Below are 13597 nucleotides of genomic sequence, written 5' to 3' on the forward strand. Positions count from 1 at the left end.
CGGATGGGGGCCCTGCTAATGAACGCTTCCCACTTAACGCCCGCAAGCATAACGATCGACGAACCAAAACTCCTGGCCGTGTCCGGAATTCAAGTTTCCTACGTCGCTGGGGTCGATGTTCTTCACGGCGTTTCGCTTCATGTTAGCGCGGGCGAAGTGGTTTGCCTTTTAGGCCGCAACGGCGCCGGAAAGACAACGCTGATCAATGCACTCTGCGGCTTGCTCCCTGTCAACGCCGGGCAGGTGACGTTCGATGGTAAGTCTCTTCTCGGTCTGAAGCCGAGCGGTATCGTTGCTGCCGGCATAGCTGTTGTGCCGGAAGGCCGGCGAGTTTTCTCCAATCTGACCGTCGCGGAAAATCTCGCGATGGGCGCCTATTCTCGTCGAACTGGTTTCGGGCCCTCTTGGCACTTCGAACGCGTCTACGATCTCTTCCCTCGGTTGGCGGAACGTCGTGATCAACTTGCCGGAACGCTGTCTGGCGGCGAGCAGCAAATGGTCGCCATGGCGCGGGCCATGATGGCACAGCCTAGGCTCCTTCTATTGGACGAACCGTCCATGGGGCTTGCGCCTTTGCTGATCGAATTGATCTTCGATACGATCAACCGGTTCGCCAAGGAGGGCATGACCATCCTTCTTGTGGAGCAGAATGCAGCAGCGGCGCTTGATGTGGCCGATCGTGCATACGTTCTGGAGCGCGGCTCAATCGTCCGATCGGGGCTCGCTGCCTCGCTTGAGAACGATCCAGAGATTCAACGAAGCTATCTTGGCGTCTAACGTGTTGCATATGGAGGATTGGAAGATGGTACTCGCTCGTATTGGGATATTCGCAACTCTTCTTCTCTCATTCGCGTCTTCGGCCATGGCCAAGGACTTTCCGGTCGGCTTCTTCGGACCATTGTCCGGCCCGGCGGCGGCCTACGGGTCCGAAAGTCTTGCTGGTGCGCAATTAGCACTTGAAGAAATCAATGCCGGATATTTGGGTTCGGACAAAATCAAGCTCATACCGGCCGATGACACCGCAAGCCCTGGCGTGGCCGCGCAGGCCGTTCAGCGCATGATCGACATTGACGACGTGGTGGCGGTGGTCGGCGGCTCCACGAGTGCCGGCACAGCCGCGGCGATTGAGGTCACCAAAGAGGCGAAAGTGCCACAACTCTCTCCACTTGCCGTGGACAGTGCCCTGACGCTGGCGAACAATCCCTGGTTCGCGCGAATAGCGCAATCGTCAACCACTTGGGCCGAGCGCACTGCAGAGTGGCTCAAAAAAGATAAGGGAGCAAAGAGCGCGTATCTCCTCGTCCGAAACGATAACTTCGGAATCCCGCTGGCTGACGCATTCGAGAAGAGAGCCAAGGAAATCGGACTCGAGCTCAAGGGAAAGATTGCTTACGAACCCACGTCCCGCGAGTTTAGGCCAACGTTGGCGACCGTGGCATCGGCAAAGCCCGACTATATCGTGCTCTGGGGGTACTACACCGAAGCTGGTCTAATGGCGAAACAAATGGCAGAAATGCAGATCAAGTTTCCCTTCTATGTTGGAAGCGCGATTGGCATAGACCAATATCGTGAAATAGCCGGGCCTTCGGCCGAGGGGACTTATGGCCTGCTCTATTATCTGGCCGGCTCCATCGAAACGGACGCCGGGAAGAAATTCGTTCAAAAATGGAATGAACGCTATCATAGAACGCCAACTCAATATGAAGGCATGGGCTATGATGCGATGTATGTCCTTGCCGACGCAATGAAGCGGGCGGCCGCAAAGGGCGGGATTTCCAAGCAGACAATCCGCGACGAAATCTTCAACACCAAGGCATTTCAGGGCGCAACAGGCCCGATCACAATACTGTCAAACGGTGACGCTCAACGGCCTTTGCCCATGGCCGAACTCGTCGACGGCAAGGTCAAGCTCGATACATTGCTCAAGTAAAGCCGTTCGAGGCGCGTTCCACCATGAATCTCTCGCTTCAGCTGTTAAGCGGACTGGCAGTCGGTTGCATCTACAGCCTCGTGGCCGTCGGATTCAGCATGGTCTACCGCGCCATGGGCTTGGTGAATTTTGCCCAAGGCGACTTGATGATGGTTGGGGCTTTCGTCGGTTATTCGATCATCATCAGTGCTCCTGCTCTTCCGTTTTGGCTTGTTGTCCCATTTGCGGCCGCGCTCACGGCCTCCTTAGGGTACGTCATCGCGCAAAGCGCACTCTGGCCCGCCATTCAGCGTGGAGCGAGCCAGACTTACCTCGTGCTCCTCACGCTGGGAATTGGCATCGTTCTCAGCAATGGTGCCAGGCTCATCTGGGGAGCAAATCCGCGGGTCTATCCTATCCCTCTTACGCACGAGACGATCAGGGTCGGGCAGTATCCTGTACCAGCAGTCTATCCCCTCATCGGATTGACGATGGTGGTGTTGATCGTTGGGCTTCACCTCCTCTTCACTCGGACATGGCTCGGTTTGGCCCTCCGTGCGGCAGCTGACGATGCTCAAACTGCGTCTATCATGGGAGTGAATCGCAGATTTGCATCCGCGGCTTCCTTTGCGTTGGCCTCGGGTATCGGTGCTGCGGCCGGCGTTCTCTATGCGCCAATTACCTTCGTGTCTGCCGACATGGGAATGCTCGGAATTAAAGCGTTCGCCGCGGCTGTGTTGGGCTCATTGGGCAGCATCCCGGGATCCGTGATCGGTGGCCTTGTGATTGGCATTGGTGAAACGCTGGGAGGTCAACTCGTTTCATCTGAGTACCAGGACAGCTTAGCCTTCCTCCTCATGATCGGCATCCTGCTCGTAAAACCGACCGGACTAATGGGAAAAAGGGGCTAGGCACGTGCAAGAGGCTGTCTCGTTAAGAACGGCAAAGGAGTCGCTATCTCAGCAAAATGATTTCGCGAGCGCGACAAGCCAGAATCGAAATGACTGGATTGTCTTTGCGGTTATCGTGAGCATTCTTTGGTCTGTGCCCTTGAGCCTCGGTGGCTTCTATCTCTACCTCGGCTTGGCCGTTGCGATTTACGCGATTTCTGCGCTCGGCTTACAGACTATGGTCGGGCTCGCAGGGCAACTGTCCCTCGGGCACGCGGCTTTCATGGGAATCGGAGCTTACACGTCCGTTCTTCTCCAAAAAACTCTTGGTCTGCCGTTTCTCGTGACACTCGCCGCTGCTGGGCTAACGGCAGCTGCCGCCGGATTGCTGATGGCGCAGTTGATTAGGCTTTCGGGTGTTTATTTCAAGATTGCGACGTTCGGGTTTGGCATCGTCGTCCATCAGATTCTTTCCAATTGGACTGCTCTGACAGGCGGTAGCGCCGGAGTCCGTGGAATTCCTGTGATCAGCATGATTGGTTTCCAGGTCGAAACGCGCACAGGCCTGTTCGTATGTGAAGCGCTAACGCTCACACTCATTTATGGGTTGCTCGTTCGCCTTAGCCACGGAAAAATCGGTCGTGCCTTCCGCGCGATCGGCCAGAACGAAGCGGCGGCTCGAAGCGTCGGTATTCCCGTGGCACGCTATCGAATGATCGTGATCACACTCGGTTGCGCGATCGCCGGGATAGCGGGCGCATATCTGCCACATCTCATGCGCTTTCTAAGCCCCGAAAGTTTCACCTGGTACGAGTCGCTCACATGTCTGATCATGATAACCGTGGGCGGACTAGGATCGCTTCCTGGCGCGATCATCGGAGCGGCCGTCCTGATCGTTGCTCCAGAATATTTACGGGACTTCGCGCAGTATAAGATGCTTGCGTTCGGAGTTCTGCTTGTTGCTTCGATGATCTTGCTGCCTAAGGGCATAGCGGGTGCCGGTGCTGCCTTGAGCCGCAGCAAGAGGATTCATGCAAGATGAGATCTTCTGAAGTCATCCTGACGTTGCGCGAGGTGACGCGGCGCTTCGGCGGCCTTGTGGCTGTCAATAAACTATCGATGGACGTGAAGGAGGCAAGCATACATGGCCTCATTGGACCCAACGGGGCTGGAAAAAGCACTGCTTTCGATCTGATATCGGGCCTCACCACCGTAAGCACCGGCGAGATTTGCTTCAGAGGCGAAGCGATCACACATATGGCCCCCGAGGCTCGGGTGGCTTCCGGTGTCTGCCGCACTTTTCAGACCCCAAAACTCTTTGACGAAATGACCGTGTTAGATGTCGTCGCAACAGGGCGGCATCTCCACAACTCGGTCGGTCTATGGGGAAGCATGTTCTCGATCGGCAGAAAGCGGAGGGAAGAAGCGAAAACCGTTTCTGCGGCGAGAGAATTTCTGGAGATCGTCGGTCTCCTGGCGAAAGAGGACGCGCCGGTAGCGGACTTGTCCTACGGTGACCGCCGTCTCGTCGAGATCGCTCGTGCGTTGGCGACCGAGCCCAGCCTTCTGCTCCTTGACGAAGTCACGTCGGGCTTAAACCCCGTCGAAACGGCTACCGTTGGCGACCTCTTGCGCAATCAGGTCCGGCAGGGATTGACGATTGTCTTGGTAGAGCACGATATGAAATTCGTCATGGGGTTGTGTGAACGGATAACCGTCATGAACTACGGATCGGTTATTGCAGACGGAAGTCCCGATCAGATTGCTACTGATCCGAATGTAATTGCCGCTTACCTTGGAAGTCCAAAGGACGGACAGCGATCTCGCAGAGCTCTTAGATCCGAACAGTTGGTCTAAGACCGTCTGGTTGCCGGGGCGGCTTTCTCCTGCGAAACGGACGCGTTCTCCTGGCACAAAACAGGCGGTCCGTGAAAATTCATGACAAAATTTCATATTGACAAAATTATGATGGGAGATTTAGCTCTCCGTAGACAAGAATGGGGAGGATTTTTGATGACTGGCATCACGAAACGTTGTGTGCGCACTGCGCGATCATCCGTATTCCTCTTGACCGCGATTTGTTGCGTTTCGTCGGCAGCCTTCGCCGAAGATTTCAAGATCGCTTTGATCACGAGCACCACAGGCGCTTTCGAGGTTTACGCAAAGCAAGCCCAGATTGGTCTGCAGCTCGGCCTAGAGTATGCCACGCAGGGCACAATGAAGGTGAATGGCCGACCAATCGTGGTGATCCAAAAGGATGACCAGTTGAAGCCCGATCGGGCACGTGCGCTGATCGAAGAATCCTTTCAGGACGATAAGGCCGACATAGCGGTCGGAAGCACCTCATCTGCAACCACCCTGGCCATGATGCCCGTTGCTGAGGAGCTCAAGAAGCCTCTCGTCGTCGACGTCGCCGGCGCCGACAGCATCACTGGTGACAAGTGGAACAGGTATGTGGTTCGCACGGGCCGAACCGTTGGGCAGGAAGCTGTAGCCTCGGCCTCGCTTCTGGCCCGGAAAGACACTTTCGTCGCAGTGCTCGCTCAAGACTATGTTTTCGGTCGCGAGAGCGCGCAGGTCTTTAAATCGGCGGCGACAAAAGCCGGCGCAACCGTCGTGGCCGAAGAGTTTCTGCCTATCAATACCACCGACTTCACTGGGGTCGCGCAGCGCGTCTTTGATGCGCTTAAGGACCGCCCAGGCAAGAAGATCTTGTGGGTCAATTGGGTCGGCACCAGCCCGATCGCAAAGATCAACGCGATGGATCCCGCTCGCTATGGAATCGAACTAGCGACGACCGCTGCTCCGCTTCAGGGAATGGCCGCGTACAAGGGCATTCCTAACCTGATGGGCGTGACCCCCTATTACTACGAAGTCATCAAGAACATCGAAAATGAATGGCTCGTCGCCGAGCACAAGAAGCGATTCAATTCTCCGCCCGACGTTGGAACGGCGTTCGCATTTGACGCAGCCCTGGCCATCGTCAATGCCGTCATCAAGTCAGGAGGTTCGGACTCCGAAAAGCTGGTCGCTGCCTTCGAAGGTATGTCGTTCGAGGGTTCGACCGGCCAACTCACCATCCGCAAGGAAAATCATCAGGCACTCCATGATTTCTATGGCGTGATTTACACCACGGTGCCGGGCGTCGAATGGGCTGTGCCCAAGCTGATCAAGGCATTTGGTGGTGACGAGTTGAACTCCGTGCTGAACTCAATGGCCAAGAGCAAATAGGCCATAACAGCCATGTCCCCCAATCGGTCCGAACGCGCAGCTTCCCTTAACGCAGGTGCCAATCCGGCAATACTTAGGACCGTCGATCTTGGCGTTTCCTTTGGAGGACATCGGGCCGTACATGCCGTCAGCTCGTCCTTCAACGGCGGTGCGCTTACCGCCATTGTTGGTCCAAACGGTGCGGGCAAAACGACTTACTTCAATCTGATCTCGGGTCAAATCGCAGCTTCCCACGGCGAAGTATGGCTTAGCGCAGAAAATGTAACAGCCTTGTCCGCAGCCCAACGGGCAAAGAGAGGGCTAGGCCGTGCATTTCAGCTTACCAATCTCTTCCCGCGCCTGACTGTCTTTGAAAATATTCGCCTGGTTGCGCAATCGATGCAAGCTGGTCGCCACTGCCATGGTCTCAATTTCTGGAGCATTTGGAGCGATGCAAGCGATCTGATCGAGCGAGCGACTGATATTCTCAAATCCGTCTCGATGGCGAATCAACTCGGTGAGCCGGTTGCCACTCTTTCGCACGGCGACCAACGTAAGTTGGAGGTTGCCATGCTCATCGCCATGGATCCGAAAGTGTACATGTTTGACGAACCAACGGCCGGCATGAGCGCCGACGAAGTTCCGGTGGTCTTGAACCTCATTCGCGATCTGAAAGATTTGAGCCACAAGACGATACTTCTTGTCGAACATAAAATGGACGTCGTCCGCGATCTCGCCGATCGTATCATCGTCCTCCACAATGGGGAGCTCGTGGCCGACGGTAAGCCAGCCGATGTGATTGAATCGAAAATCGTACAGGAAGCTTACCTGGGCGCAAATGCCGGTTCGAGACGAGGCGCGATGTGACGGAACTTTTGCTCAATCTTGAGAACGTTCACACCCACATTGGCTTATACCACATCCTGCAGGGGGTGGGCTTTCGCGCTCAACGCAATCGGATCACACTTCTCCTTGGAAGAAATGGTGCGGGCAAAACGACGACGCTGCGCACGATTATGGGCCTGTGGCCGGCCTCAAAAGGCCGCATAAGCTTCGCCGGCACTGACATTGTAGGTCGCTCGACCTCAGAGATCTCGCGGCTCGGTATCGCTTATGTGCCCGAGAACATGGGCATCTTTCCTAACCTCAGTGTGAAGGAAAACATGCTCCTGGCAGCGAGAAACGCCTCGCGCGTGACAGATATCGATCAGCAGCGCCTTGAGTGGATTTTTGAACTGTTTCCGGCCGTTCATCAATTTTGGAACAGGCCGGCTGGAAAACTGTCCGGTGGTCAAAAACAAATGGTGGCAATGGCGCGGGCAATCGTCGAACCCCGAGAGCTGCTACTGATTGACGAGCCAAGCAAAGGGTTGGCGCCGGCGATCGTAAACAACATGGCTGAAGCTATGCTCAAACTGAAGCAGAGCGGAGCCAGTATATTATTGGTCGAACAGAATCTGCAGCTTGCGCGCGACGTCGGCGATGACGTGGCAATTATCGATGCCGGAAGGATCGTCCACACGGGCCCCGCGGATGAGTGCTTTGCGCGTGACGACCTCCTTAAAACGCATTTGGGTCTCGCGCTATGTCCATGAACCGATCCGACCTGATGCCCTTGGCGCTCCTGCCCATTCTTATGGGCTGCGCATATTTGGCGATCGGTAATCCGGCTGCTTGGTTCACTCTGACGATTGCTGGAGTGGCCATGGGGATGATTATCTTTACGGTCGCGTCCGGCATGACCATTGTTTTTGGTTTGATGGATGTTTTGAATTTCGGCCAGGGCATTTTCATCACTGTTGGAGCCTATCTCTCGGCGACCGTCTTCGCATCACTCAGCGGCTACGTCGTATCTCCATACCTGAGCGAGAATCTGCTCGTGATCCTGGTGGCCGTCGTAGCGGCCGTCGCTGGTGCCGGCATGTCCGGCTTTCTGTTTGAACGATTGCTGGTCAAGCCGGTCTACGGCGATCACTTGATGCAAATTCTGGTGACGACCGGAGGTCTGATCGTCGGTGAAGAGATCATCAAGATTATTTGGGGCGTACAGCAGGTAAATGTGGCGCTGCCGCCGTTTCTGAGCGGTGCCTTCGTGATCGCCGATGTCGCGATTGAACGTTATCGCGCCTTCGCATTCCTGGTTGGGGCTCTCGTCTTCTTCGGCCAGTATCTTGTGTTCACCCGCACAAAAACCGGGCTGTTGATCCGCGCAGGGGTTCACGACCGCGAAATGGTCGAGGCTCTCGGCTACGGCGTGCGACGCCTCTTCGTCGCGACATTTGTATCAGGTTGCGCGCTTGCTGGCCTCGGCGGAGTAATGTGGGGCCTCTACCAGCAGACGCTTGTCCCCCAGATCGGGAGCCAAATGAACGTACTGGTCTTCATCGTCATCATCATCGGCGGGCTCGGATCCACCGGGGGCGCTCTCCTGGGCGCGATCTTGGTCGGGATCTGCGCGAACTACGCCAGCTTCATCGAGCCCAAGGTCGCACTATTCTCAAACATTGCTTTGATGACGACGATACTCCTTTGGCGCCCGAATGGGCTCTATCCGGCGAGTGCGCGGTGACTACGTCGATCGATTGGACACGCCTGATATCCAGAGACCGGCCAGGAAGCCGGCTTCTGATCATACTGCTGATCGCAATCATTGCCGTGCTCCTCGTAGCGCCGTTCGCGTTAACCGGGGCAAAGGCGATCAGCATTTGCGTTAAGATCATGATCTTCGCGGTTCTTGTTGCAAGCTTCGATCTGCTGCTCGGCTATACCGGCATCGTAAGTTTCGCCCATACGGTGTTCTTCGGGACCGGCGCCTACGGGGTCGGTATCGCCATCATCAGATTGGGGGCGAGCTGGACCTCCCTAGCCGTTGGCGCGAGCGCGGCAATCGTTGTATCCGTCTTGCTTGCGCTTGTCATCGGCTTGTTCTCGCTGCGAGTGCGAGCGATATTCTTCTCTATGATCACGCTGGCACTGTCGGCGGCGGCCCAAACACTTGCAACTCAGTTGTCCAATCTGACTGGCGGGGAAGATGGCATTATCTTCCGGTTGCCGCCTGCTTTGATGCCAAGCTTCCGCCTGTTGGATACAAAGATCTTCGGGCTTACCATCGACGGCAAAGTCGTCTGCTACTATTTCATTTTTGCGATGAGCGTGACATTCGTTCTCGCGCTGCTCCGTATCGTGAATTCACCGTTCGGACGTGTGCTGCTCGCTATCCGCGATAACGAATTCAGAGCGGAAGCGATCGGCTATCCGGTTTTTGTCTTTCGAACGCTGTCCAACGTCGTTGCTGCCGTGTTTTCCTGCCTGGCTGGTGTCATGCTGTCGCTGTGGCTTCGTTACACCGGCCCGGACGCCTCGCTCTCGTTCGAAATCATGCTCGATATCCTCATGATAGTCATCATCGGCGGGGTCGGAACGATCTACGGCAGTATCGTGGGAGCGGCCGCGTTTTTAGTGGCGCAAGGTTATCTGCAGGATCTACTGAAAGGCGCGAGCGCGGCATTAGGCTCATTGCCGGGAATCGGCCAGGTGCTGTCCCCGGATCGCTGGATGTTGTGGCTCGGACTGCTTTTCATTCTGGCAGTCTATTACTTCCCAACCGGAATCGTTGGAGTGTTGCGTCGTCCCGCGCGGAGGCTGGATTCCAGCAGCAAGCCATCCGCCAAGGAGCGCCTCAGCATTGTCTATCGCTGGATGGGACGCGCGAGATGATGCTTCCAGTGACCATCGTCTGCGGGTTTCTCGGCGCGGGCAAGACAACGCTCATCAATCATCTCTTGCATAACCCTGGATCCGAACGTCTTGCCGTGCTGGTCAACGATTTTGGTGCGATTAATATTGATCAAGACCTCATCAAGGTCGAGACTGAAAATCAGATAGAGCTGAGCAACGGTTGCGTTTGTTGTTCAATCCGAGACGACCTGGCGTCTGGTTTGGTTTCGGTCAGCCGTCTTTCGAGCAAGTTCACACGGGTCCTGCTCGAGTGCAGCGGTGTATCTCATCCCGCTGGCGTATTGAGAGTCTTCGACAGCGATCCTATCAGAGCGCAGTTCTATGTAGATGGCCTATTCTGTTTGATCGATACATCCAACATACTCGAGCTCGACTACCAAAGCACGGAGCTTGCAATCGATCAAGCGGCCATGTCCGATCTGGTCTTGTTGAATAAGACCGATTTAGTGCCGGAGGCGGTTCAGCTCGAAGTCAGGCAAATGCTTCAAGCAGCTCAACGCAGCATGAAGCTGTTGGATGTTGTGAATGCGCAGGTCTCACCTGAAATTCTTTTTGGTCCGACGGAACAAGTCCGACACAGAGCTCGAGGGGCGGTGCAGGGTAAGCACTCGGATGTTTACGAAAGCGCCTCCTTTTACTGGGATGCTCCAATTCGTGCTGAAGCCTTCAGACGGTTTGCCGAGGCTCTCCCGTCCCAAATTCTGCGCGGCAAGGGCTTGTTGAGTCTGACGATCAAGGACCAAGAGCGCCCGTCACGGGGCATCTTTCAATTCGTAGGAAAGCGATCTTCCGTCGAACTGGGGAGCGCGGAAGGTCCTGAGAGAAGCCAGGTCGTATTGATCGCCCGGCGAGGAGAACTCGACAGGAGCGCGATTGACGCGGCTCTTGACCTGTGCCCCGGTGCGCGTGCCGCCCTACCAATCGCGCAGCGCCGGCGTCCAAGGCGTCCGAAGATTTGCGAATAGAAACCATAATCGAAGAAGGGTGGTCCAAATGAAGACAGCTGACCGAATATTCTTTGGCGGCCCGATCCGGACCATGGACCCAGCGAAACCGATCGCCGAGGCCGTTGCGGTTCGAGAAGGCAGGGTTCTGGCGGTCGGCTCTAAGGCGGACATCGAAAGGCTCGCGGCCGCCGATACGATCAGGAGCGATCTTGGTGGAAGGGCAATGCTGCCCGGCTTCGTCGAGGCCCATAGCCATCCCATGATGAGTGCGCTGGCTTGGGGCGACCCTGTCGTCGATATTCGAGCGGTTCATGAGCCGACGTTTTCCGCGGTGATTGCGAAGATGCGTCGACGTGTTGCGAAGGCGAAGCCTGATGAAATCATCTGGTTTCTTGGACTTGATCCGCAACTGCATGAGGGCATGGAAGAGCCGTCCCGCGAACTTCTCGACGACATAGCCCCCAACAATCCGATCGTTGTTCAGACAATCAACTTTCACGGAGTGTTCATAAACACTAAAGCCCTCGCCGCTTTTGGAATCGGCGCTGACTACAAACCGCCACTTGGCGGAAAGGTGTTCGACGCAGCAGACGGGCTTCCTTGGAAGTTTGCCGAGACTTCGGCATGGCAACTGTGCAACCGCTTTTACGAGGTCTGCGGCGAAGAGCGAAAAAAGCGTAGCTTCGAGGAGTGGGTGCAGAAGTTCGTGCGAGCAGGATATACCACCACGTCAGAGATCATGATTGAGCCTGGCGCGGGCCCAATGCTCTACGCTCTGGTAAAATCGCGCCGAAACCCGCTCCGTATTGTAGGATACGAAGCGAAACATCTGGGCGGTGAGGTGACCGTTGCCCGCAATTTTGGCGACGACGATTTCCGGATGATTGGCACCAAGCTCCACGCGGACGGCTCCGTCCTGTTGGGCAACGTCTGGACCACAAGCCCCTACCTGAACAACAAGATGACACTCAAAGGAATGGGGTTGCCTGAGAATAGCACGGGGCATTCCAACATTTCAGAAGAGAAATTGCACGAATTGGTCGCCAAATACGTGAGTGAGGGCTGGCAGATGTCGGTCCACGCCCATGGCGATCGGACCATCGACATGGTCCTCAATGTCTATGAGAGGGTTATCGAGAGGGTCGGCGCTCAGAAGGTGTCCGGGCCGCTTCGCATTGAGCACTGCGGGATCATGCGCGAGGATCAGATCGATCGTGCCGTTCGACTGAACGTCGTTTGCTCTTATTTCTTGCCTTACGTCCACTACTGGGGCGAAGCGCTCCGCGACTATCTGCTTGGCGAAGAGCGCGCGGCTCGCTTCGCTCCGTCAGGCTCGGCGTCAAGAAAGGGCATGCGGGTCTCCTATCACTGCGATTCTCCAATGACGTGGCCAGATGCGCTTGTTTGCCTGAATGTCGCTGTCAACCGAAGCACAATGAAGGGCGCAGTCCTTGGCCCTGAGCAGCGCGTGTCCATGGAAGAAGCGCTGAAGGCGATCACGATCGACGCGGCATATCAACTGCAGATGGACGATAGAATCGGGAGTATTGCCTCCGGCAAATTTGCAGATTTCGTCATTCTTGATCGAGATCCCGTTGTCTGTGAAACCGACCGAATTCTTCAGATTTCGATCGTCGGGACAGTCGTCGGCGGAGTCGATACCGGCGATTTCTTTCGAGTTTCGTCGCGGAATTAACTGACCCAGGTGGCTGACAAGATCGACGTAGGTACTGCACGCGGTCCATGGGGCGTATGGCCGCCGCTCGAAAGCGCTTCCTCCCAGACTGGCGCCATTTTCGCGATGGCCCTGTTTTTTTGTTCAGACCATCCAACCCATTGATCGACAACAGTAGTTGCTCGGTTGCCCCCGCCGCCTACCAAGGACGGCCGGCGGTGATTCGTACCAGGCGACGCCGTGCAGATTGCTCTGCAATTTGAGTGTGGTGAGACGTTCGTCGGTTCAAGCCGCCGGCGATTATCGGCTCTTGAAGGACGCGTAAACAGTGACGCCTCTGCCGTTCGTCTTCAATAGCTCGGAGGCGTGATGGCCCATACGACCACGCATTCTCGTTTGTTGGTGTTTGCGTAACGATGGGGAAGGTCGCTTGCGAATGCAAAACTATCGCCTTCGCGTAGAACCACATGACGCTCGCCGATCCAAAGGTCGAGCTCACCTGAAATCACATATCCCGCTTCCTCACCCTGATGCGTGTAGGGTTCTTTGCCGCTTTCGGAGCCAGGAGGGAATGTGCATCTCAGAAGCTCGAGCTGCCGGCCAAGATTGGGGGACAGAAGCTCATCAGTAATGCCACCTACGAAGGTCAGTTTCCGTCGTGAGCTTGCTCTTACAACATAGTCACGCAAATCGCTGTCATCATCGGCCTTCGGCGGAAAAAACCAGCTGATTGTGACCCCCAACGCCCGGCTGATACTATGAAGAGCTTTCACCGAAGGGCTCGAGACCCCACGCTCGATCTGACTGAGATATCCCTTTGACAAGCCCGCGGCGTCGCTAAGTGCGTCGAGCGTGATGCCACGCGCCTTGCGTAGGTTCTTGATTTCTCCTCCGATACGGTCGCCGACATTGAGCAATTCTTCCACGTTGACGGGTTGCTCAGCCTGCTCTGCCAGTCCCTCCAGATTGGAAGGGCGCAGCATTTTGGGCGGCGTCCTGATCATCGAACTCATGTTCGCTCCTTGAATCGATCGAGTGCAGGCGTGGGACGGGATCAATTCCGCTTATCTCTGCTGAGCCTAAGCAAGCCGTGCACTTGATCCTTTCGCATAGATTCTATCCTTTCGCATAGATTCTCCTGCCAACAAAACGCACTAAAGTGTCATTTCTCTATTGCAATATTCACTTTTGTAGATTTCAATCTACGACAATTCATCTCGTGGGACGG

General features: G+C 55.8%; 13 protein-coding genes. 12 read left to right on the forward strand and 1 reads right to left on the reverse strand.

Features of this window, described 5'->3' with window-relative positions:
- Window positions 1-18: 18 nt before the first annotated feature.
- The 12 genes from RX328_RS10460 (at window position 19) to RX328_RS10515 (ending at window position 12390) form a co-directional block, all read left to right on the forward strand.
- Window positions 19-777 (forward strand): ABC transporter ATP-binding protein, encoded by a 759-nt coding sequence (locus RX328_RS10460; RefSeq protein ID WP_213255564.1) that lies wholly within the window; start codon window positions 19-21, stop codon window positions 775-777.
- Between the two features lie 25 nt (window positions 778-802).
- Window positions 803-1930 (forward strand): ABC transporter substrate-binding protein, encoded by a 1128-nt coding sequence (locus RX328_RS10465; RefSeq protein ID WP_213255565.1) that lies wholly within the window; start codon window positions 803-805, stop codon window positions 1928-1930.
- Between the two features lie 23 nt (window positions 1931-1953).
- Window positions 1954-2820, forward strand: a complete 867-nt coding sequence (locus tag RX328_RS10470; protein ID WP_057855192.1) for a branched-chain amino acid ABC transporter permease — start codon at window positions 1954-1956, stop codon at window positions 2818-2820.
- Between the two features lie 4 nt (window positions 2821-2824).
- The gene (locus RX328_RS10475) at window positions 2825-3841 is read left to right on the forward strand and encodes a branched-chain amino acid ABC transporter permease (RefSeq protein WP_213255568.1); all 1017 of its coding nucleotides are present in this window, start codon (window positions 2825-2827) and stop codon (window positions 3839-3841) included.
- Window positions 3838-4656, forward strand: a complete 819-nt coding sequence (locus RX328_RS10480; RefSeq protein ID WP_213255570.1) for an ABC transporter ATP-binding protein — start codon at window positions 3838-3840, stop codon at window positions 4654-4656. The genes RX328_RS10475 and RX328_RS10480 overlap by 4 nt, the downstream gene beginning before the upstream one ends.
- Before the next feature lie 156 nt (window positions 4657-4812).
- Window positions 4813-6030 carry a substrate-binding domain-containing protein gene (locus RX328_RS10485; RefSeq protein ID WP_213255572.1) on the forward strand — a complete coding sequence of 406 codons (1218 nt, stop codon included), beginning with the start codon at window positions 4813-4815 and terminating at the stop codon, window positions 6028-6030.
- Window positions 6031-6042: 12 nt separating this feature from the next.
- Entirely contained in the window at window positions 6043-6876 is an 834-nt protein-coding gene (locus RX328_RS10490; protein WP_213255574.1) for an ABC transporter ATP-binding protein, read from the forward strand.
- Window positions 6873-7604 (forward strand): ABC transporter ATP-binding protein, encoded by a 732-nt coding sequence (locus RX328_RS10495; RefSeq protein WP_213255576.1) that lies wholly within the window; start codon window positions 6873-6875, stop codon window positions 7602-7604. Before RX328_RS10490 ends, RX328_RS10495 begins: the two co-directional genes overlap by 4 nt.
- The gene (locus RX328_RS10500) at window positions 7601-8578 is read left to right on the forward strand and encodes a branched-chain amino acid ABC transporter permease (RefSeq protein ID WP_249727087.1); all 978 of its coding nucleotides are present in this window, start codon (window positions 7601-7603) and stop codon (window positions 8576-8578) included. The genes RX328_RS10495 and RX328_RS10500 overlap by 4 nt, the downstream gene beginning before the upstream one ends.
- The gene (locus RX328_RS10505) at window positions 8575-9726 is read left to right on the forward strand and encodes a branched-chain amino acid ABC transporter permease (protein ID WP_312018114.1); all 1152 of its coding nucleotides are present in this window, start codon (window positions 8575-8577) and stop codon (window positions 9724-9726) included. The genes RX328_RS10500 and RX328_RS10505 overlap by 4 nt, the downstream gene beginning before the upstream one ends.
- Window positions 9723-10712 (forward strand): CobW family GTP-binding protein, encoded by a 990-nt coding sequence (locus RX328_RS10510; RefSeq protein ID WP_213255580.1) that lies wholly within the window; start codon window positions 9723-9725, stop codon window positions 10710-10712. The genes RX328_RS10505 and RX328_RS10510 overlap by 4 nt, the downstream gene beginning before the upstream one ends.
- Window positions 10713-10740: 28 nt before the next feature.
- The gene (locus RX328_RS10515) at window positions 10741-12390 is read left to right on the forward strand and encodes an amidohydrolase (RefSeq protein WP_213255582.1); all 1650 of its coding nucleotides are present in this window, start codon (window positions 10741-10743) and stop codon (window positions 12388-12390) included.
- A gap of 329 nt (window positions 12391-12719) precedes the next feature.
- Here RX328_RS10515 and RX328_RS10520 read toward each other — a convergent pair whose 3' ends face one another.
- The gene (locus tag RX328_RS10520) at window positions 12720-13382 is read right to left on the reverse strand and encodes a cupin domain-containing protein (RefSeq protein WP_249727088.1); all 663 of its coding nucleotides are present in this window, start codon (window positions 13380-13382) and stop codon (window positions 12720-12722) included.
- Between the last annotated feature and the right edge of the window lie 215 nt (window positions 13383-13597).

The organism is Bradyrhizobium sp. sBnM-33, assembly GCF_032917945.1.
In the GTDB taxonomy this organism is placed as follows: domain Bacteria; phylum Pseudomonadota; class Alphaproteobacteria; order Rhizobiales; family Xanthobacteraceae; genus Bradyrhizobium.

Bases quoted from the DNA above. Each gene is read 5' to 3' on its own strand.
- RX328_RS10460 (WP_213255564.1), top strand. From the start codon at position 19: ATGAACGCTTCCCACTTAACGCCCGCAAGCATAACGATCGACGAACCA.
- RX328_RS10465 (WP_213255565.1), top strand. From the start codon at position 803: ATGGTACTCGCTCGTATTGGGATATTCGCAACTCTTCTTCTCTCATTC.
- RX328_RS10470 (WP_057855192.1), top strand. From the start codon at position 1,954: ATGAATCTCTCGCTTCAGCTGTTAAGCGGACTGGCAGTCGGTTGCATC.
- RX328_RS10480 (WP_213255570.1), top strand. From the start codon at position 3,838: ATGAGATCTTCTGAAGTCATCCTGACGTTGCGCGAGGTGACGCGGCGC.
- RX328_RS10485 (WP_213255572.1), top strand. From the start codon at position 4,813: ATGACTGGCATCACGAAACGTTGTGTGCGCACTGCGCGATCATCCGTA.
- RX328_RS10490 (WP_213255574.1), top strand. From the start codon at position 6,043: ATGTCCCCCAATCGGTCCGAACGCGCAGCTTCCCTTAACGCAGGTGCC.
- RX328_RS10500 (WP_249727087.1), top strand. From the start codon at position 7,601: ATGAACCGATCCGACCTGATGCCCTTGGCGCTCCTGCCCATTCTTATG.
- RX328_RS10510 (WP_213255580.1), top strand. From the start codon at position 9,723: ATGATGCTTCCAGTGACCATCGTCTGCGGGTTTCTCGGCGCGGGCAAG.
- RX328_RS10515 (WP_213255582.1), top strand. From the start codon at position 10,741: ATGAAGACAGCTGACCGAATATTCTTTGGCGGCCCGATCCGGACCATG.
- RX328_RS10520 (WP_249727088.1), bottom strand. From the start codon at position 13,382: ATGAGTTCGATGATCAGGACGCCGCCCAAAATGCTGCGCCCTTCCAAT.